15 protein-coding genes are annotated in these 18,949 nt (G+C 69.7%); 5 read left to right on the forward strand and 10 right to left on the reverse strand.

Going from position 1 to position 18,949, the window contains the following annotated elements; translation table 11 throughout:
- Positions 1-70: 70 nt before the first annotated feature.
- Positions 71-934, reverse strand: a complete 864-nt coding sequence (locus IE157_RS11145; protein WP_162230035.1) for a metal-dependent hydrolase — start codon at positions 932-934, stop codon at positions 71-73.
- A gap of 288 nt (positions 935-1,222) precedes the next feature.
- Positions 1,223-1,861, reverse strand: coding sequence for a YdcF family protein (locus tag IE157_RS11150; RefSeq protein ID WP_318281451.1), 639 nt, complete (start codon positions 1,859-1,861; stop codon positions 1,223-1,225).
- 117 nt (positions 1,862-1,978) lie between these two features.
- Here IE157_RS11150 and IE157_RS11155 point away from each other — a divergent pair, with 117 nt between their 5' ends.
- Positions 1,979-2,455, forward strand: coding sequence for an acyl-CoA thioesterase (locus IE157_RS11155; protein WP_064845578.1), 477 nt, complete (start codon positions 1,979-1,981; stop codon positions 2,453-2,455).
- A gap of 33 nt (positions 2,456-2,488) precedes the next feature.
- Here the strand turns inward: IE157_RS11155 and IE157_RS11160 are convergent, their stop codons facing one another.
- The 3 genes from IE157_RS11160 to IE157_RS11170 form a co-directional block, all read right to left on the reverse strand.
- Positions 2,489-3,025, reverse strand: a complete 537-nt coding sequence (locus IE157_RS11160; RefSeq protein WP_318281452.1) for a DUF2617 family protein — start codon at positions 3,023-3,025, stop codon at positions 2,489-2,491.
- 198 nt (positions 3,026-3,223) lie between these two features.
- The gene (locus tag IE157_RS11165) at positions 3,224-4,273 is read right to left on the reverse strand and encodes an aldo/keto reductase (protein ID WP_193520006.1); all 1,050 of its coding nucleotides are present in this window, start codon (positions 4,271-4,273) and stop codon (positions 3,224-3,226) included.
- Positions 4,270-4,905: a tetratricopeptide repeat protein gene (locus IE157_RS11170; protein ID WP_064845576.1), complete on the reverse strand. Its 636-nt coding sequence runs from the start codon at positions 4,903-4,905 to the stop codon at positions 4,270-4,272. The genes IE157_RS11165 and IE157_RS11170 overlap by 4 nt, the downstream gene beginning before the upstream one ends.
- Positions 4,906-5,010: 105 nt before the next feature.
- Here IE157_RS11170 and IE157_RS11175 point away from each other — a divergent pair, with 105 nt between their 5' ends.
- Both IE157_RS11175 and IE157_RS11180 read left to right on the forward strand, forming a co-directional pair.
- A complete protein-coding gene (locus IE157_RS11175) occupies positions 5,011-5,457 on the forward strand; it encodes a YsnF/AvaK domain-containing protein (protein WP_064845575.1) in 447 nt (148 codons plus the stop codon).
- A gap of 196 nt (positions 5,458-5,653) precedes the next feature.
- A complete protein-coding gene (locus tag IE157_RS11180; protein ID WP_193520007.1) occupies positions 5,654-6,199 on the forward strand; it encodes a histidine phosphatase family protein in 546 nt (181 codons plus the stop codon).
- Positions 6,200-6,212: 13 nt separating this feature from the next.
- On the opposite strand, the gene IE157_RS11185 is transcribed toward IE157_RS11180, so the two are convergent.
- On the reverse strand, positions 6,213-7,046 hold the full coding sequence (locus IE157_RS11185) for a formate/nitrite transporter family protein (protein WP_167318880.1): 834 nt from the start codon (positions 7,044-7,046) through the stop codon (positions 6,213-6,215).
- A 341-nt stretch (positions 7,047-7,387) separates the two neighbouring features.
- On the opposite strand from IE157_RS11185, the gene IE157_RS11190 reads away from it, so the two are divergent.
- On the forward strand, positions 7,388-12,469 hold the full coding sequence (locus IE157_RS11190; RefSeq protein WP_193520008.1) for an NAD-glutamate dehydrogenase: 5,082 nt from the start codon (positions 7,388-7,390) through the stop codon (positions 12,467-12,469).
- Between the two features lie 53 nt (positions 12,470-12,522).
- Here the strand turns inward: IE157_RS11190 and IE157_RS11195 are convergent, their stop codons facing one another.
- Positions 12,523-15,270 (reverse strand): multicopper oxidase domain-containing protein, encoded by a 2,748-nt coding sequence (locus tag IE157_RS11195; protein WP_193520009.1) that lies wholly within the window; start codon positions 15,268-15,270, stop codon positions 12,523-12,525.
- A 257-nt stretch (positions 15,271-15,527) separates the two neighbouring features.
- Here IE157_RS11195 and IE157_RS11200 point away from each other — a divergent pair, with 257 nt between their 5' ends.
- On the forward strand, positions 15,528-16,031 hold the full coding sequence (locus IE157_RS11200; protein ID WP_064845570.1) for a DUF456 domain-containing protein: 504 nt from the start codon (positions 15,528-15,530) through the stop codon (positions 16,029-16,031).
- Positions 16,032-16,317: 286 nt separating this feature from the next.
- Here the strand turns inward: IE157_RS11200 and IE157_RS11205 are convergent, their stop codons facing one another.
- Genes IE157_RS11205 through IE157_RS11215 form a run of 3 tightly spaced genes read right to left on the reverse strand, consistent with a single transcriptional unit; the run spans position 16,318 to position 18,733 of the window.
- Complete coding sequence (locus IE157_RS11205; RefSeq protein WP_193520010.1) at positions 16,318-17,709, reverse strand: molybdopterin molybdotransferase MoeA; 1,392 nt, start codon at positions 17,707-17,709, stop codon at positions 16,318-16,320.
- A gap of 22 nt (positions 17,710-17,731) precedes the next feature.
- Positions 17,732-18,340: a molybdenum cofactor guanylyltransferase gene (gene mobA, locus IE157_RS11210; protein ID WP_082943182.1), complete on the reverse strand. Its 609-nt coding sequence runs from the start codon at positions 18,338-18,340 to the stop codon at positions 17,732-17,734.
- A gap of 3 nt (positions 18,341-18,343) precedes the next feature.
- Positions 18,344-18,733, reverse strand: coding sequence for a hypothetical protein (locus IE157_RS11215; protein ID WP_064845568.1), 390 nt, complete (start codon positions 18,731-18,733; stop codon positions 18,344-18,346).
- Between the last annotated feature and the right edge of the window lie 216 nt (positions 18,734-18,949).

Here is an 18,949-nt window from a genome sequence, read left to right on the forward strand (position 1 = left end):
TGACGCGTGCGACGTTTGGCGAATCGCGGCGTCGTCGAACTCTCGGTAGGGGCGACGGCGCTGTGGCGCCTCAGATGCTCACCGTGAGTCCCGCCCACGTGACGCCGGCGCAGAACAGTCCGGCGAGCGCGTAGAGCGTCACCGGGACCAGCAGGGCGATCTCCCGGGCGGAGCCCGCGTTGCCGAGCACGGGGAAGCGCACGAACGAGCGGCCTTTGTAGAACGTGGTAGGCAGCGGCAGGGACGTGCGCAGGGGCCACAACAGGTGGATCCCCTGGGTCGTGAGCAGGTCCCCCAGCATGTGCACGGCGCATCCGAGACCCACGGCCACCACGAACCAGCGCGGGTCCTGCGGGGGATTCGCCGCGACGAACGCCCCCAGTAGGATGCCCACGATCCAGTTCGCGTGGGAGAGCCGGTCCGGGACGAACGCCAGGACCTTCACCGCGCACGCGATGAGCAGCACGGACAGCACCGCCGCCAGGGGCCAAACCTGTCCTGGTAACGACGCCGCGGCGTCCGGGATCTCTCCCGCCTGACCTTCCGTCCCCGGCCAGGAGAAGGAGTTCCAGCGCAGGGCGTCCCCCACGGGGACGGACGCGCGCTGGGACAACAGCGCGAGGACGATGATCAGGAGCAGCCCCACGAGCGAGTGTGTGGCCCTGCGGTGGCCCCCGGAGAGTTTGCCGACCGCCCGGGCCACCCACGTGGACAGTGGCGGGAGGGAGCGGGCGACCGTGCCCCCGGGGTGGTCGAGATCCGGGAGCAGGGCCGCGCCGGCGCAGATCAGCGCGCCGGTGATGACGCCGGGGTCGCCCACGGGCATCACCCCCAAACCCACCGGAACGGAGACGTCGGCGAGGTGCACGGTGTAGGTACCGGTCAGCGCCACCCACGCGGCTGCACCGCACGCGGCATGGCTGGGGCCCATCATCGGGGGAACCTGGGCATGGTGGTGGTCCTCTCAAGACCTCGGGGAAGAAGCAAACCCCAGGGTAGGAACCGGTTCCGACCTGCATAAGCGGCTGCGGAGGCCGCCTCGGCGACCTGCTCGGATCCGCACTGTGCGCGGCAGTCGACCACCGCGCGTCCATGCCCCGTGCCATCCGTTCACGACGGTCGGTGCACCGCGCCTCAGTCACCCGCGTGGGGCCATGTCCTGCCCTGCCGAACCAGCGTGGGTGGGCCCGCGCACCACCCCTCGATTCGTGAGCGTGAAGCGTCAGTCCAGAGACTTGGGGTTCCAGGGGAGCTGCTGATTGCACCCCGGTGTGAGCCAGGCCTTGATGAAGCCGCCCGTCTGGTGCAGGTACTGCATGAGCAGGCTCTTGCCCGTGATGTGGAAGTCCACGGCGGACATGCGTAGCTCACCGGGATAACAGCGGGAGAGGATGAGCCGCGATCGGGGCACGTGCTGGGTGAAGGTCACGGCGGTCACGGTGTCCCACCCGCGTTCCTCGAAAAGCTTCTGCAGCTCCATGGCCTCGCCCTGGGTCGTGGACGGATCCGGTTTGAAGCAGATCACCTCCACGCCCTCCCGGGGCGCGCAGAACGGGCGGGTCGAGTAGTACTCCTGCATCTGCGGTGGTTCGTACGGCTGGGGGTCCGGGGCGGAGATCACCAGCGTGTCCGCCACGTGCTGGTTGAACACGAGGTCCTCCGCGTAGGCCATACGGGACGTGTCCGGCGGTCCGAGCACGAACACCGCGTCAGATCGTTTCGGCGGATCCACGCGGGGGTTGTCCAGCACGGCGTGGCACACCGCGAGCCACAGCACCACGAGGATCGTCAGGACGGTCAACACCAGCAGGGGCCACCGCCGCTTCTTGGCGAGGGTCTGCTCGGGGGCCGCGTGTGCCACGGATGTCCTTCCGATGTGGGGCTTTACAGGAATGCCGCGGATATCATCTCATCCAGCGGAACCCCTTCCGAGGCTTCTGCATCTCGTACCGGTAAACACCCACCAAGGAGTCAGCTCATGCGCTCGAACGACCACCTCGAACGTTCGATGACCTGCCAGGTTCCGCTCCGGTGGGGGGACATGGACTCGTACGGCCACGTGAACAACGTGGAGGTCGTCCGTGTGCTCGAGGAAGCGCGCATCGCCGCGTTCGGCGTCCCCGTAGGCACGGGCGAGCAGGTCCTGCCGGCCAAGATCCCCTTGTTCTCAGTGCTCCCGGAGGGCACCCAGGCGCTGATCGCCGAGCACCGGGTCAAGTACTTGCGCCCCCTGGCGTACCGCAACGTCCCCGTGGATGTGCGCGTGTGGGTGGTCTCCGCCCGGGCCGCCACCCTGGTCCTGGGATTCGAGATCCTCGACTTCGCCGACGGCGCTCCCTGCGTCCGCGCCCAGACCCAGCTCGCGTTCTACCTCCCGAGCACGCGCACGGTGGTGCGCCTGACCCCCGAACAGCGCGAACTGCTGGAACCGTATACGGCGCCGTCGCCGTTCTGACCTGCGCACACCCGCGCACCGCGCCGACGCCGCTCAGGCGGCGAGCTTCACCGGGGTCCGCAACCGCAGCTGCGCGCGGGTGCGCAGGATGTGGCCGCTTTCCGGCAAGACCCGCCACGTCCACCACAGCACGGCGTGGGAGTCCGGGTCCGCGTGGCACATGGCAGCGGTGACCGCCGCGGGGTCCTCGGTGTCCTGGACGCACACGGCCAGGGGTGCCGCATCCAGGGTGTCGTGCAGGCGCGCGAGCTCCCGCTGCAGACCGCGAGGGGAGTGCTCGGTGACTGTGCAGCCCACTTCCACGTGCGAGGCGAACGGCGTGGGGTGGGCGATGCTGCACAGCGTGGGCAGTTGCGCTGCGGTGTCCTCGAACAGACCCACGGTCTCGACCCACTGCTCCCCGGCGTGGGTGATCACGCACTGGTGGTGCAAGGAACCCACACGCAGTTCCACGACCGTGTGCTCGTCCACTCGCAGCGAGCGCCCGGCCGGTGCGTCCAGCACGCCCAGGTCCGTGCGGTACCCGAACTGTTCCGGGCGGCACACGACATGCCCGTGCAACGGGGTCATCCAGCGATGCTCCATAGCCCTGTTCTCCCTCTTCGGCCCCGCGGCAGTCCGCCGCATCGGCTTCACAGAAGAAAATATCCACCAAGCAGGGGCGCGAGCAAGCACCGGAAGGTCACCGTTTGATGACGACGCATATATGCCACCCGGGCCCACACGGACGCGGCGCGTGCCGGAACGGCCGCGGTGACAGGGGCTGGATCAGGGCAGCGGACGGCCCCGCGCCGCCGTCCACAGTGCGTACCAGTCCTCGTGGGTCATGAGCTCGGCGGCCCGCGGCGCCTGCGCGCACGCGGCGATCCGCTGCGGGTTCAGGGTCCCCACCATCGGGCGGATATCGTACGGGTGGCGCAGCAACCAGCCCACCACCACGGCCTCGCGGGACACGCCCATGCGCTGGGCGAGCTGCTCCACGAGGGCGCTCGTCCGCCGTACGGGGTCCTCGTTCACACCGCCGGAAGACGACGCCGCACCCCCGGCCTCCGCACCGCCTATCCCGTCCTCCCCGGACGAGGCAGCCGGCGCGGACGTAGCTCCGGACGCGGGCGCGGGTGCACCCGAATAGATCCCGCCGGCCATGGCACCCCATGCCTGCAACTCGATCTCGTCCGCGATGCACTGGGCGAGCAGCCCACCGGGGAACGACACCCCGGTCCCCTCCGGGTGATTGGCGAGCACCTGGGACTCCACGAAATCGCGGTGCGCCAGGCTCATCTGGATCTGCACCGCGGTCACGGGCACGCTCAACAGTTGTTGGAACGCGGCCACGTGATGCGGCGTCATGTTGGACAGCCCCACGGAACCGATCAGGCCCTCACGGTGCAGTTCGTCCAGGGCCCGCGCGGTCTCGCCCAGGGGTGTGAGCGGATCCGGGCGGTGCAGGAACAACCGCTCCACGTGGTCCACGCCGAGCCGCTGCAGGGACCCCTCCAGGGAGGACCGCACGGAGTCACGGTCGAGTCGGTAGTGGACGGGTGAGTCCTGGGGCCCGGTGTTACCCGGCAGCTTGATCCCGCACTTGGTCTGGATCCGCACCGCGCGCCGTAGCAGGGCGTCCTCGGCCAGGATGCGACCGAACAGGGTTTCAGAGGCGCCGCCGATGTAGATGTCCGCGTGGTCGAAGAGTTCGAACCCGGCCCGGTGCGCGGCGTACACGGCCTCGCGAGCGACGTCGTACTGGGACGCCGGGACGGACTCCTGACCCCAGGAGCCACCCAGGGTCATGCACCCGTAGATCAGGGGAGTGCTCACGGGCGCCCGCCCTGCTGCTCGGCGCCGTGGCGCAGGCGGGCGGCCTCGGCGAACGCGGCGGCGGCCTCGTCGAGTTTGCCCGTGCTCTCGTAGACCGTTCCGAGCTCCGTGAAACAGTCGGAGCGGTCGCGCAGGGAATCGGGGACCTCCTCGTAGAAGTCCACGGCGCGGTTGTAGGCGGTCACAGCCTGCGCGTTGCGCTGGGTCTCGCGGTAGACCCGTGCGAGGTTGCTGTAGCAGTCGGCCTGGTCGCGGGGTTCGTGGGGGGCGTCCAGGTACTGGCCCAGGGCGTCCAACAACTGGGTCTCGGCCGCGCGCAACTCCCCGGTCTCGACCAGCAGGGACCCCAGGATCAGGTGCGCGCGGGCCTTATGCTTGCCACTGCCCGGGAGCTGGGAAAAGTACTCGAGCGCGGTGCGGTATTCCGCCACGGCTTTGCTGGTGCGTTCCATGACCACGTAGATGTGGCCCAGGTTGTAGTGGCACGCGGCGAGTTCCTTGGCGGTGTCGCCGGATTCGTGGAACAGCTCGATGGCCTGCCGGTACGCGGTCTCCGCGAGGGCGTGCTCACCGCGGTCCTCGGCGTCCAGAGCACGCGTGAAATAACCGTTGCCGTCATCCGAGTAACTCATCAGATCAACCTCCCGGGACCCAGTAAGAATCTAAGGATGCTACATGGTGAGCCGATTCGGAACCCGGCTGCTAATCTCAAAACCACACTCTCCCAGGAGGTCAGGATGGCAGTACAGAACACCGCACCGGGGCAGGACTCGCGCGACCCCCGCCACGCAGCAGCCCCGGACGACGAGCATGCTTCCGTGATCCGTCACGAGGAGCGTCTGGTGATCAACCGCGAGGAGGAGGTCACCGGCCGTGCCCGGCTGCGCAAGTACGTGGTGAGTGAGCCCGTCCGCCAGGAGGTCACCCTCGCCTCGGAGGAGGCCAACGTGGTGCGCACCCCCATCACCGAGGAGGAGCGTCAGGCGTTCCTGGACGGTCGCGAGCTGCCCGTGGGTGAGGACGAACTGATCCTGTACCGCACCGAGCCCGTGGTGCAGACCATGCGGGTCCCGTACCAGCGTGTCCGACTGGTCGCCGAGCGCGTCGAGCGCACCGAGGTGATCGAGGAGACCCTGCGCAAGGAGCGTGTGGACATCGAGACGGACGAGCGCCCCGCGCACTGAGCCACGCGGCGTCGCCCGCGGCAAGAGCTTCCAACGGACCGGCATCTCCGAGCGGGGTGCCGGTCCGTCGTCGTCCGCCCTCGCGACGGAACCCCCGGTCCGCGGCACCCGCGGTGGGCGCGGCGTCGTCCGCGTCCCCGCCACAGGGGGACGACGCCGCTGCGGCACCCGGGTGCCCGCGGGGTAGTTTGGTGGGGTGAGCGAAACGACCCTGACCCTGATCCGCCACGGCCAGACGGACTGGAACCTGCAACGGTTGTTGCAGGGCCGCACGGACATCCCCCTCAACGACACGGGCAGGGAACAGGCCCGCGCGGTGGGCCGGGAACTCGCGGCGTCGGGGCGACACTGGGACGCGCTGGTCTCCTCTCCCCTGCAGCGCGCACGGGAGACGGCCCGGATCATCGGGGCGCAGCTCGGACTCGCACCGGCGGGGACCTACGCGGACCTCGCGGAGCGCTCCTTCGGGGACGCGGAGGGCTACGACTGCACCGGGATGACAGAGGACGAGCGGCACGCGTTCATGGAGGAGCACGGTGAGGCGGCCGAGCACGTGGTGCAGCGGGGGATCGCGGTACTGCGCGAGATCGCCGCGCGGTACCCGCAGCAGGACGTGATGATCGTGGCCCACGGGACGTTCATCCGCCTGACTGCGGGCCGGATCCTGGGGGTCGAGCTGCCGAGCCTGCAGAACGGGGAAGTGCTCGAGGTGACCACGCAGCAGCTGGCTGCCGCCCCCTGACCGACCTACCGGACTACTGCTCTGCGCCGGGGCGAGCGGCCGCGGTCTCGGTGGCCTCCGTGCGGGCCGGACGGTGCGCGTACATCAGCGCGAGTCCGGTGAAGACGAAACCACCCACCAGGTTGCCCAGCAGCACAGGGATCTGGTTCCAGATCCACCAGTCGCCCAGCCCCACGTCCGCGCCCATGAGCATGCCCATGGGGATCATGAAGAAGTTGACCACGGCGTGCTCGAAGCCCAGGCCGAAGAACGCCATGATGGGCAGCCAGATGGCGGCGATCTTGCCGATGGTGTCCTTGGAGACCATGCCCATGAACACGCCCAGGGACACGAGCCAGTTGCACAGCACGGCCTTGACGAACACCGTGACCATGCCCGCGAAGCCCATGGCCTGGTAGGCAGTGGTCTTGGCCGCGGCGGTGTCGGCGAACTTCTTGCCCAGCGCGCCGGCGTCGTGGGAGCCGAAGCCCGTGAGGGTGCCCGCGTAGAGCAGGGCGAACAGCGCAGCCCCGATGATGTGGCCGATGGTCACCATCAGGCAGTACCGGGCCACGGCCGACCACGGGACGAGTCCGCGCAGCGCGGCCATGGGGGTCAGGGCGAAGCCGCCGGTGAGCAGCTCCATGCCCATGAGGATCACGATGGTGATGCCGGCGGGGAAGAGCAGGGCGCCCACCACGGGCGAGCCGGAGCTCACGGTGGCCGACACTGCGAACGAGGTGGTGGCCGCGAGCACGGCACCGCCCAGCACGCCGCGCAGCACGAGGGCGCCGGAGGGCGCTGTGGCCTTGGCCTCCCCGGCGGTGACGGCGTTCGCCACCACATCCGATGGGTTCACGTTGGTCATGACTGCTCTGCTTTCTGTCGTGGGGGGGGGCGGGCCTGCGCCCCGGCTGCGGGGTCAGGGGCACCCGCAGTCGCCGGTGGGCGGGGTGCGAGGGGAAAACCGTAACTGCATGAGTGTAGGGCCGTGCAACGCTCGCGCGAACACGCGCGGCGTCTGGTCCCGGTGCTCGCGGGGTCCTATGGTGGTGGAACATGCGGCAGTGTGGCCGTGGGTTAGGCAGACGTCATGGGTTCCGGGGCGAGCGGTCCGGCGGAGGTCTGTGCGCCGTGCCCCACCGGGCACCACGAGCCACGCCGTGGAGTGACATCCCAACTCAACGACAGCTAAGGCGTGATGCAGCAGTGACCTCTCCTCAAGCCACCACCCAGGCCATCCCCACGGTGTGGCAGCGGCCGCGATGGAGTGCAGAGCAGGCGTGGCTCAACGAGTACTACCGCTCGGTCCCGGACGCGGACATGGCGGGCACGGACCAGCAGGTGCTCACGGAACGGGCGGAGAGCCACCGGGAGGTCGGGCGCAGCCGCCGGACGGACGAACTGTGCATCGAGGTCCGGGAGGACCACGGGGACACCGTGCTGTACATGGTCACCACGGACATGCCGTTCCTGGTGTCCACGCTGACCACGGAGATCGCCGCCAACTGGGGCGGCGCGAAGCTCGTGCTGCACCCGCTGCTGCTCGCCGCACGTGACTCCGAGGACGTGCTGAGATCCCTGGGGGAGGTCCCCAACATCTCCGCGGTCTCCTCCGGGGACACCACCTCGATCCCCATCACGGACGAGCTCGTGGGCGGCGCCGCCGGTGGGCGCTCACACACCGCCGTGGAGTCCTGGATCCGCGTGGAGCTGCACCGCACCCTGGACGAGCAGGCCCGCGGGGAGCTCGCGCGCCACATCGAGGCGCTCGTGGCGGACGTGCGCCGGGTTGCGGAGGACCAGGAGGCCATGCTGGAGCAGACCCGACGCATCGCCGACTCCCTCGCGCCCCTGGAGGACATCACGTTCGAGGACGGCTCGCGGCTGCCGGACGTGGGCGCGTCCCAGGAGTTCCTGGAGTGGCTGCGCGGCGGCAATTTCGTGTTCATGGGCATCAAGCGCTACGACCTCGAGGTGGACGGCGAGGACGCCGTGCTGCACTCGCGCCCGGACACGGGCCTGGGGCTGCTGCGGGAGCAGGGCACCGAGGGCCATGCCCAGAAGCTCACGGGCCTGGGCAGCGCCCATGCGCGCGACCACCAGGTGGTGTTCGTGACCAAGGCCAACCGCCGCTCCTCGATCCACCGCCGCGAGTACCTGGACTACATCGGGGTGCGCACGTTCGCCGAGAACGGGGATGTGGATGGCGAGTACCTGATCCTCGGGCTGTTCTCCCGCCACGCCTACTCGGTCCCGGCCCAGCAGACCCCGCTCGTGCGCGAGAAGGTGCAGCGGGTGGTCGAGCGCTTCGGCTTCCTCCCGGACTCCCACTCCGCCCGTGACCTCATGGGCATCATCGAGGACTACCCACGGGACGAGCTGTTCCACATGTCCGCGGAGAAGCTCTACGAGACCGCGGGGGGTGTGCTGGGGCTCAACGAACGACGCCAGACCCGTCTGTTCCTGCGCCAGGACACCTTTGGGCGCTTCATGTCCGCCGTGGTGTTCCTGCCCAGGGACCGCTACAACACCTCGGTGCGCCAGCGCATCGAGGCCCAGCTGTTCGAGGTCTTTGACGCCGAGGCCATCGACTTCGAGGTGCGCCTGACCTCCTCCTCCCTGGCCCGCCTGTTCTTCCGCATCCGGCTGCCCTACACGGGTGAGGTGCGGGACTTCGACCACGAGGACCTCGAAGCCCGCCTGCGCGCGGCGGTGCGCTCCTGGCCCGAGTCCCTGGGCCGGGCGATCGGCCTGGAGTTCGAGGATGACAAGGCCGGTGCGCTGGGCCCCGTGTGGGAGAACGCGTTCCCGGGCTCGTACCGCGAGGACTACGAGATCGAGGAGGCCATCCAGGACCTCAAGCGCTGCGAAGAGCTGTGGGGCCGCGACCCTGACCTGCCCGCGGAGGTGCGCGTGGCGCAGACCGCGGACGGCCAGGTCCGGCTGAACATCTACCTCACCCAGGCGCTGTCCCTCACCGAGCTGCTGCCGCTGCTGCACAACATGGGCCTGACCGTGCTGGACCAGCGCCCCTACACGGTCACCCCCGCGGACGGGCGCGAGTTCCAGCTCTACGACTTCGGTGTGGAGCTGCCCGAGGGTGTGGACCCCCAGGGCCCCGAGGACGCCAAGACGGAGGACCTCATCGAGCACACCCTGTGCGCGGTGCTCTCCAACCGCTCCGAGTCGGACAGCCTGGACCGCCTGGTGCTCACCGAGCGCATGGGCTGGCGCACCGTGGCCGTGCTGCGCGCCTACGTGCGCTACCTGCTGCAGCTGAACTACCCCAACTCGTTCGAGTTCATCGCGGACACCCTGGTGGACTACCCGCGGGCCACCCACGAGCTCGCGGAGCTGTTCTCGGCGAGCTTCGACCCCTCCCGCTTCACCGACGACGACGCCGCCCGCGACGAGGCGCGCAACGGCGCCCTGGAGCGCCTGGCCGGGGTGCTCGACGGGGTCCCCAGCCTGAATGCGGACCGGCTGTTCCGCGCGCTCGCGGACGTGGTCACGGCCACGCTGCGCACCAACGTGTTCCAGAGCCGGCCCACCATGGCGTTCAAACTGGACCCGGCGGCCATCCCCGCGGCCCCGCAACCGCGCCCGGCCTTCGAGATCTGGGTGTGGTCCCCGCGCGTGGAGGGCACGCACCTGCGCTTCGGCCAGGTGGCCCGCGGCGGTCTGCGCTGGTCCGACCGGCGCGAGGACTTCCGCACCGAGGTGCTGGGGCTGGTCAAGGCGCAGATGGTCAAGAACGCGGTGATCGTGCCCACGGGTGCGAAAGGTGGGTTCTTCCCCAAGCAACTGCCGGACCCCGCGACCGACCGCGAGGGCTGGCTGACCGAGGGTCGGGAGGCCTACAAGCTGTTCATCGCCTCCCTGCTGGACGTCACCGACAACATCGAGCGCGAGGCCGAGACCGGCACCGCGCAGGACGGGACCGGCGAGACCGCGCGGGACACGGCGTCGTCGTCCCGCGGTGATGCCACCCCGGGCTCCGAGGGCGGTGCGAGCGAGTCGGCCGAGACCTCCGGTGTGGCCGGGGACACCGTGGTGCACCCCGAGAACGTGGTGCGCCGCGACGACGACGACTCCTACCTGGTGGTCGCCGCGGACAAGGGCACGGCCGCGTTCTCCGACACCGCGAACGCGATCTCCCTGGAGCGCGGCTTCTGGCTCGGTGACGCGTTCGCGTCCGGTGGGTCCGTGGGTTACGACCACAAGGCCATGGGCATCACCGCCCGCGGCGCGTGGGAGTCCGTCAAGCGCCACTTCTTCGAGCTGGGCGTGGACACCCAGTCCGAGGCGTTCACCGTGGTGGGCGTGGGCGACATGTCCGGGGACGTGTTCGGCAACGGCATGCTGCTGTCCGAGCACATCCACCTGATCGCCGCGTTCGACCACCGGGACATCTTCCTGGACCCCACCCCGAACGCCGCGGCCTCCTACCAGGAGCGCGAACGGCTGTTCACCGCCGGGCGTACCTCGTGGCAGGACTTCGACCGGGACGTGATCTCCGAGGGCGGCGGCGTGTACTCGCGCCGGGACAAGTCCGTGCCCATCACCCCGCAGGTGCGCGAGGCGCTCGGGATCGAGGACGACGTCGAGTCGCTCAGCCCGCAGGAACTCGTGCGCAGGGTGCTGCTCGCGCCCGCGGACCTTTTGTACAACGGTGGCATCGGTACCTACGTGAAGGCGTACACCGAGACCAACCAGGAGGTCGGGGACAAGGCCAACGACGCCATCCGCGTCAACGGCGAGGACCTGCGCGTCAAGGTCATCGGTGAGGGCGGCAACCTGGGGGCCACCCAGCTCGGGCGCACCGAGGCCGCGCTGAACGGGATCCTGGTCAACACGGACGCGATCGACAACTCCGGCGGCGTGGAGTCCTCCGACCGCGAGGTCAATATCAAGATCCTGGTGGACGGCATGGTCCAGGCCGGCCTGCTCTCCACGGACGAGCGCGCGGAGTTCATCGAGTCCATGACGGACGAGGTCGCCGAACTCGTGCTCCGCACCAACGTGGCCCAGAACGTCCTGCTGACCACCGAGCGCGCTCGCGGTGTGGAATTCACCGAGACGTTCATCCGGCTCATGCACTGGTTGGAGAAGCACGCGGACCTCAACCGGGAGCTGGAGTTCCTGCCCTCCGACTCCGAGCTGCGCGAGCGCGCCGCCCAGGGCCAGCCCCTGACCGGCCCGGAGCTGTCCGTGCTCACGGCGTACGCGAAGATCCAGCTTTCCGCGGCACTCGTGGACAGCCACCTCGCGGACGACCCCTGGTTCCACCGCACGCTGTCCCAGTACTTCCCGGCCCAGATCCGGGAGCGCTTCGATGACAAGCTGGACACCCACCCGTTGCGCCGGGAGATCATCGCCACCGTGGTGGCCAACCAGATCATCAACTACGGCGGGATCGCCTTCGCGTACCGCGTGGTGGACGACTCCGGTTCGGACCTCGTGGACGTGGCCCGCGCGTTCACTGTGGCCATGGAGATCTTCGAGCTCGAGAGCTATGCCACCCGCCACGCCCAGCTGGACGCGGACGTGCCCCTGGAGCTGTGGAACCGGATGTCGCTGCGCATGCGGCGGCTGCTGGACCGCGTGGTCCGCTGGTTCCTGCACCGCCAGGACACCGACTCCGGAATCCAGGAGCTCGTGGAGATGTACCGGCCCATCGTGGCACTGCGCTTCGGCAACGACCGCTTGCTGGGCGAGGAATCCGCCGAGCGCGCCCGGACCGAGGCCGAGCTCGCCGAGCGCCAGGGCGTGCCCCGCGCACTCGCCGTGGAATGGGCGGAACTGCTCGACGCGTTCGCGCTGCTCGACGTCGCCCGGCTCGCCCAGGCGCAGGGCATCGCGGGGTACGAGCCCGGCGACGCCGCGGCGTCGTCGGACGACACCGCGCAGGGTTCCGGCGAGGGTGTGACCGTGCAGATGATCGCCCGCGTGTACTTCGCCCTGTTCGACCGCTACGGCCTGGAGAACCTGCTCAACCGGATCACGGCCCTGCCGCAGACCACGCGGTGGGAGAACATGGCCCGGATCGCCATGCGCGAGGACCTGTACTCCACGCTCGTGGCGCTCGCGGGTCAGGCCCTGGACTCTCCGGGGGACAACGCCCAGGAGAAGATCCAGGCGTGGGAGCAGGAGAACGCGGACCGGCTCGAGCGGTTGCGGGAGGTCCTGGACGAGATCGAGTCCATGGCCGACAGCGGAGACGCCGGCGCCGAACTCGCCGCGCTGTCCGTGGCGCTACGGACGCTGCGCAGCGCACTGACCGACTGAGTCGGGACGTGACCGGGGGTCCGGGTGACGATGCGACGTCGCCCGGGCCCCGCTCACTCCTGGACCCGGATCAGCCCCCGGGCGCCCCGCTCGGCCTCGGCGAACGAGTGATTGACGAACGTGTAGGTCCCGGGCTCGCGGAAGTGGTGTTCCACGAAGCCGCCCTGCGCTGGTGCGAGATCCAGGGCCTGAGCGCCACCCGTCCCACCGGGATTACCGGGTCCATCGGGAGAGAGCTGGTACGCGCCCTCCGCGTAGACGGTGTCGAACTGGCCGCCCACCACGTGGAAGCTCAACCCCTCGGACGGGCCGGCCGCGAGCACCCAGATCCGTACGCGCTCTCCCGGGCGGGCCGTGAGCGGGTCGTGCATGTACTGGTTGGCATGGCCGTTGAACATCGTGAACGAGGGTTGCTTCGCGGCGATCTTCTCCGGATCCACAACCGCGTTGACCCCCTCCGGGAGACCGTGTTGATCCGGGGACGGGGCCGCGAGGTACGTCTCGCTCTGCACGAGCAGGTACTCACGGTCCACGCTCGGCAGGTTCGGGGGATCGATGATCACCGCGCCGAACATGCCTGCTGCGATATGACTGCTCATGGGCATGGTGGAGCAGTGGTAGAGCCAGATCCCGGAACGGTGGGCCGTGAACCGATACACGAGCGATTCGCCGGGGGCGATCGTGCGCATGGCCTGGTCGGGGGAGATGTCCCCCGCGTGGAAGTCCACGGAGTGACCCATGGTGCCGCCGTTGGTCAGGGTGATCTCGAAGGTGTCACCCACCTTCCCGCGCAGCGTGGGCCCCATGTATTGACCGTTGTAGGTCCACGCGTCCTGGGTCACGCCGGGGGCCACCTCGCGGGCCACTTCCTGGACGTCCAGCGTCATCCGGTGCACGGTTTCGTTCGATGCGGGGGCCAGCTCGGGGGAACGGGTCGTGAAACCCTCACCGGGGGCGGCGTTGAGATCCGCCGCCTGCGCCGGGTCCGTTCCGGTGTTCTCCGCGTGCCCGTGTGAACCGTGGGCGCCATCTGTTCCGGTGGCGGTGACCTCTTGGCCCTGTGCGTCCACGGGGATCACGTCGACGGTCATCCCCATGGAGCGGTGACCGATCACCGAGCACCAGCCTTCCAGCCTGTCGGTGATCACTCCCACGTCCACGGTCGCGGAGGCTCCCGGGTCCAGGCGGCCGGAGGTGGCGCCGTTGGTGACGACGAGATCGTGCACCGTGGTGGGGTCGTCGTTGGTCAGGTGGATCACCAGGCGGTTTCCCTGGGGTACCCGGATCTCGGACGGGTCGAAACGCATGTCCTGCTGGGCATGCATCCTGACCTCGGTGGTTTCCCCGGTGCCCTCCGCGCTCGACCTGTTGCTGCCCGTGAGAGAGAAACCCGCGGACTGGGGTGCGACGGCGATCCCCGCCGCGATCGTGAGCAGCACCGTGAGTACCCCGGCCAGGAACTGGGTGGCCGTTCCCATCCCGCGGCGGGAGGACTCGGCAGCGGTTGCCCCGGTGCGGTCCGTGGGTGCTGTGCCGGCCGCGTGTTCGGCGACGGCGCGGCGTCGTGCGGCGATGGCCACCTTGGCCGAGGAGATCATGAGCGGGATGAAGGCCGCGAGGACCACGGCCCCCACGATCGACACGAGCGCGCGGACCCACGAGGGCAGGACCCCGGCGGGCAGGGCGAACAACGTGATGCACAGGTTGGCGACCGTGACGCGGTAGACCCCGGCGCGGTTCATGGCGGCAAGAGATGCGCGCACGGTTGCGGGGCCGCCGCCCATGGTCGAGGGCAGGATGTAGCTCATGGCGCCGAAGAGAGTCTGCACCAGGAATCCCGCCACGAACGGGATCGTGAGGGACTGCGCCACGGAGGTCTCCACCCCGCGGGTCAGCACGAGCCACGCGGCCAGCACCGTGGTCATCACGAGCCAGGCGATGCCCGAGGCCACGGACCATCCCATGTAACCCTCGGGGCGGCGCTGCATCCCGGTGCGCAGCATGAGCCACCCCACCGTGGCCGCGCCGGCGGCGTAGAGCAGCAACGCGGCGGCCGTGAGTGAGGCCGTTCCGAGCACCGCGAACACGGCAGCGAGGAGACTGCCCGCGGCCATGAGGGGCAGAGCGATGCGTGACAACCGCACCGCGTCGTCGCGCATCCGGGTGCGCAGGATCGTGGGCCACAGCGTCAGCAGGGTCGCGCACACGGTGAGGCCCACGAAACCCAGGACATTGACGGCCTGGTGGGCCAGCAGGAGCCGGGAGTGCCACGTCGCGGAGAGGTCGCGGGCCAGGATCGTGCCGAACACCGCCCCCACGGGTAAGAAGAACGCGGCCGTGGCGTACCAGCGCACGGTGAGTCCGAATCTCGCGGGCAGTGCGGTGCGCGATTGTGCCAGCAGGGCCAGGCCGTGCCAGGTGAGCATCACGCCGATCACGGTGGCCGCGGCCACAGTGAGCCACCACCACCCCGCGAGCATCCCCACGATCATCAGGGCGGTGCCCACCGTGACCCCGTAGATCCGCACGATCTGCCGCGGACGGCCGGAGTCCGGGAGCTTGTGGTGCAGCAGTGCCTCGGTGAAGTGCTGGGACCACACCATGATGGACGTGGTGATCAGCCCGAGCGTGACCATGTGCACCATGAGCCATCGGGTGTCCGGGATCCACCGGTGCGCTGCGATCACGATCACGAGGGCCACGAGCCACCAGCGCACGGGCTTGCCCGCGGTGCGGTGCCATGAGCGGCCCCTGCGGGCGGTGGAGGTGCTGGGCCGCTGCGGGGCACTGATGGGGGGCACGCTGAATCCGTTCCATAATTGGTGTACGAAATACCATAATAGGCGGCTGCCGGTTCCGCCCGGACCGCCGCCCGGACCGCCGCCCGGAGCGCCACGGGGACCGCTGTTCGGATCGCGGTTCACGGGCCATGGGTCTGCGGAACCACCGGTGCCACCGGGTGTTGTGCATGGGTTGCGCAGTCGATGACGGCCCCGGCGCGCGCCGCGTTCCGCCGCGGCGGGCCGTTCGTCAGCGGCCCTGCCCGTACGATGAGGGCGTGACCGCAGACATTATCGCCACCATCGCGACAGCCGCCCTCATCGTCATCGGCTGCGTGGGGATCGTGGTCCCGGTGCTCCCGGGCTCCATCACCGCGTTGATCGGGTTGATCATCTGGACGTTCGTGGTGCGTGCCCCTGAGGGGTGGGTCGTGCTCGCGCTGGGCGGCACGCTCCTCCTCGCGGGGATGTCCGCGAGTCTCGTGCTCACCGGCAGCAAGCTCAAACGCCGGGCCATCCCGAACCGCACGCTGCTTTTCGGTGTGGTGGGCGCGGTGATCGGGATGTTCGTGATCCCCGTGGTGGGCCTGTTCATCGGTTTCGTGGTGGGGCTCCTGCTGTCCGAGACCGTGCGCAACAAAGACTTCAACACCGCACTGAGCACATCCTGGGTGGCCGCGAAGGCCATGGGCGTGGGCATCCTGGTGGAACTGTCGTGCGCCCTGCTGGCCTCGCTGACGTTCATCATCGGGACGATCGTCTATTTCGTCACCGCGAACTGAGGTCCACCCCGGTGCCCGCCCGCGGGCGAATTTATGAGTCACCCCGGGCCACGCGGTAACTCTCAGCCATGCCCGGGCCGCTGAGTAACTCCCAGGCGTTCCAAAGCTGTCCTGGACATATCAGTCATTCCGGGGCCAGCCGCGAATTCCAAGTCACTCTGGAGCCACCATCGGCTGGGCTCCATGGCCTCACGGCGCCTGAAAATTGCGCGGGGGGGGCTCAGGGCACCCAAAAGTTCCTGGCGGCCGGACGCACCCCGTAGGTCCATCCCGTGGCGCCCCCGCCTCAGCCCCGCCAGGGGAGGGGGATGACCTCCACGTCTTGGCCCGCGCTCATGCCGTCCTCCGGAACCACCAGGAGCACATCCGCGTGGGCGAGACCCGAGAGCATCGTGGGACCCACGGTGGGTTCCGGCAACACATGGCCGTCCTGAAGGTAGGCGGGAATCACGCGGGTGCGGCCTGTGGCCTCAAGGTCCTGACCCGCGGTGACGCGGCGCGTGAACGGCATGGCCTCACCTTTGGCCCCGGCGATCAGGGCGTGCCCCACACTCAGCAGACCGGTCATCGCGGACAGCGGTGAACCGGGCAGCGCGAGCACCACGGGACCGTCGTCAGGCAGCTGGGCCACGATCACCCCGTGGGCGGGTTCTTGCGCCACGCCATCGATGATGAGGTGGGCCCCGAGATCCTCGAGGGCCTTACGGACGTGATCGTCCTCCCCGTGACCCGTGCCGCCGGTGGAGACCACGATCTCCGCACGGGCGTCGAGCAGCGAGCTCGCACCCATGGGGGCTTCCGTGAATGCGGAGATCATCCCGTCCGCGCCGTCGGCCACGCGCCGGACCTGATCCACGTTCGCGCCCAGTTCGCGCAGCGCGGCGGGCAGCTGCAGTCCGAGGACGTCGCGCACCTCACCGGGGCCGGGAATGCCGTCCTCGACCACGTTGGCGAAACCCAGCAGCACGGTCACGCGCGGGCGGCGTCGTACGGGGAGCATGTCGTGGCCCGCGCTCGCGGCGAGACCGAGGTGGGCGGGGTTGAGCTTGCGACCGGCGCGCAGCAGGAGGTCCCCCTGCTCGATCTCCTCGCCCACGGCCCGGACGTCCTGGTTCTTCACGAGGGTCGCTGCGGGTGTGGCGTCCTCGAGGGTGTCGCCCTCCTCGGGTCCGCGGCCGTGCTCACCGGTCGGCATGTCGCGAGCCGCGGGGTCGGCGGGGACCACGTGGCCCCGGTGGGCCTCGAGAACCGCGCGGGTCCCGAACGGGACGGCGTCCCCGGCATTGACGTGGGTGGCCTCACCCGGCTTGAGCTCCACCACCGGGAGGATGCGCTGGTCCGGGGGCAGGGTCAGCAGCAGGCGCTCGTCGGTCTCCGCGGGGCGCGGCATGCGGATCCGCCACGGGCCCTCCCCGGCCACGGCCCAGCCGTCCGCCGCGGCGGAGGGGTAGTGGGGCACGGGCATCTCGGCGGTCACGGACTCGGCGAGGATCTCGTCGAGGCATTTCGCCAGCGGCAACAGGATGTTGGGGAGGGAGTGCGGGGTGCCGTAGGCGATCCGTCGGGCCTCGTCCCACGAGGCCCAGCGCACGGTCGGTTCCGACGCCGCCGAACGGTTCTCGCGCTGGTCGTCGTCCTCGTGAGCGGTGGGATCGTGCTGGTGCGGAAGTCCGGGCATGATGTCTCCTCGACGTGGCGATTCAGTGCAGGTCGAATCTACGCACATCTTCCCATGTATCCACGTCGCTCGTGCTGGCGTGGGGGACGGGGACGGTGTCCAACGTCAGATGACGCCACACCGAGCGCACGGACACGTCCACCGTGGGCACCTCGCGCAGCACCGCGCTCAGCGCCGCGGAACGGATCAGCACGGCGAGGTTCTCGGCCCGGCCCTCGTCGGACAACGCCATCACGCCGTCGACCTCCGGGGGGACGTCCTGCGCAGCCCGCACGAGCGCGGGCAGTGCGCGGTCGACATGCGGCATGTCGCATGCGAGCACCGCCGTCCACTCGTGACGTCCGCTCATGCCGTCCAGGACGACGACGCCCGCGGCCACCGCCGCCGCCGGTCCCGAGAAGGGCGGATCCTCCCGGGCGCGTAATACGTCCGGCGGCAGCCGCGGATCCTCGGGCCCCACGACCACCACGGCACCGAACAGGCTCACCGCCGCGACCGTGTGGGCCACCAGCGTGGAGCCCTTGAAGGACAACTGGGCTTTGGGGGCGCCTCCCAGCCGGGAGGAGCGGCCCCCTGCCACGACCACGGTGTCGAAGGGCAACTGCAAGGACGCGTTCGGGGAGGAGGGCACGGCTCAGTGGGTGGGGGCGGCGTCGTCGGACTCCGCACCCACGGCACGCGACTTCTTGGGCAACCCGGCGATGCGCAGCGCGCATTCCACGGCCACGAGCACGAACGCGATGTAGTACAGGATCATGGTGGGGTAGAAGTACGGGAGCTGCTGGCTCATGCCCACGAGGGACAGCGCCACCAGGACCACGGACAGCACCAGGATGACCATGTGCGCCGTGCCGAACGCGCCGGGGCGACCCTTGCGGGCCAGGTACATGGCCGCGAGCGCGAAGAGGATGGGGAACAGCAGCTGCCCCGTGAGCGTGATGCCGTCCTGGACGTAGGGGTAGATGCCCATGGCCTGGACGAGCGCGGTGATCACGAGCAGCACGGGAGCGACGAACGACTTCATGGGGCACCAGTCTACGGGCGCGGGCCCCGGCCCTCCGCGACCGGGTCGGGCACCGTCGGCCGGGAGGGGACGACGTCGCTCGGTCGCCCCGCGAGCGCCTGGAGCCGTTCGCACGGACATCCGGGAACGACGTCGCATGGTTGCCTCGCGAGCCCCCGGGAACCGGTGCGCGGACGCCGTCGGGAATCGCCCGGCAGCCTTGGGGGGGGGGGGGGG

Source organism: Kocuria marina (assembly GCA_014652975.1).
Lineage (GTDB): Bacteria > Actinomycetota > Actinomycetes > Actinomycetales > Micrococcaceae > Kocuria > Kocuria marina.

Coding starts and splice junctions, on each gene's coding strand:
- IE157_RS11145 (WP_162230035.1), bottom strand. CDS start 934: ATGATGGGCCCCAGCCATGCCGCGTGCGGTGCAGCCGCGTGGGTGGCG.
- IE157_RS11155 (WP_064845578.1), top strand. CDS start 1,979: ATGCGCTCGAACGACCACCTCGAACGTTCGATGACCTGCCAGGTTCCG.
- IE157_RS11160 (WP_318281452.1), bottom strand. CDS start 3,025: ATGACCCCGTTGCACGGGCATGTCGTGTGCCGCCCGGAACAGTTCGGG.
- IE157_RS11170 (WP_064845576.1), bottom strand. CDS start 4,905: ATGAGTTACTCGGATGACGGCAACGGTTATTTCACGCGTGCTCTGGAC.
- IE157_RS11175 (WP_064845575.1), top strand. CDS start 5,011: ATGGCAGTACAGAACACCGCACCGGGGCAGGACTCGCGCGACCCCCGC.
- IE157_RS11185 (WP_167318880.1), bottom strand. CDS start 7,046: ATGACCAACGTGAACCCATCGGATGTGGTGGCGAACGCCGTCACCGCC.
- IE157_RS11205 (WP_193520010.1), bottom strand. CDS start 17,709: ATGCCCGGACTTCCGCACCAGCACGATCCCACCGCTCACGAGGACGAC.
- IE157_RS11215 (WP_064845568.1), bottom strand. CDS start 18,733: ATGAAGTCGTTCGTCGCTCCCGTGCTGCTCGTGATCACCGCGCTCGTC.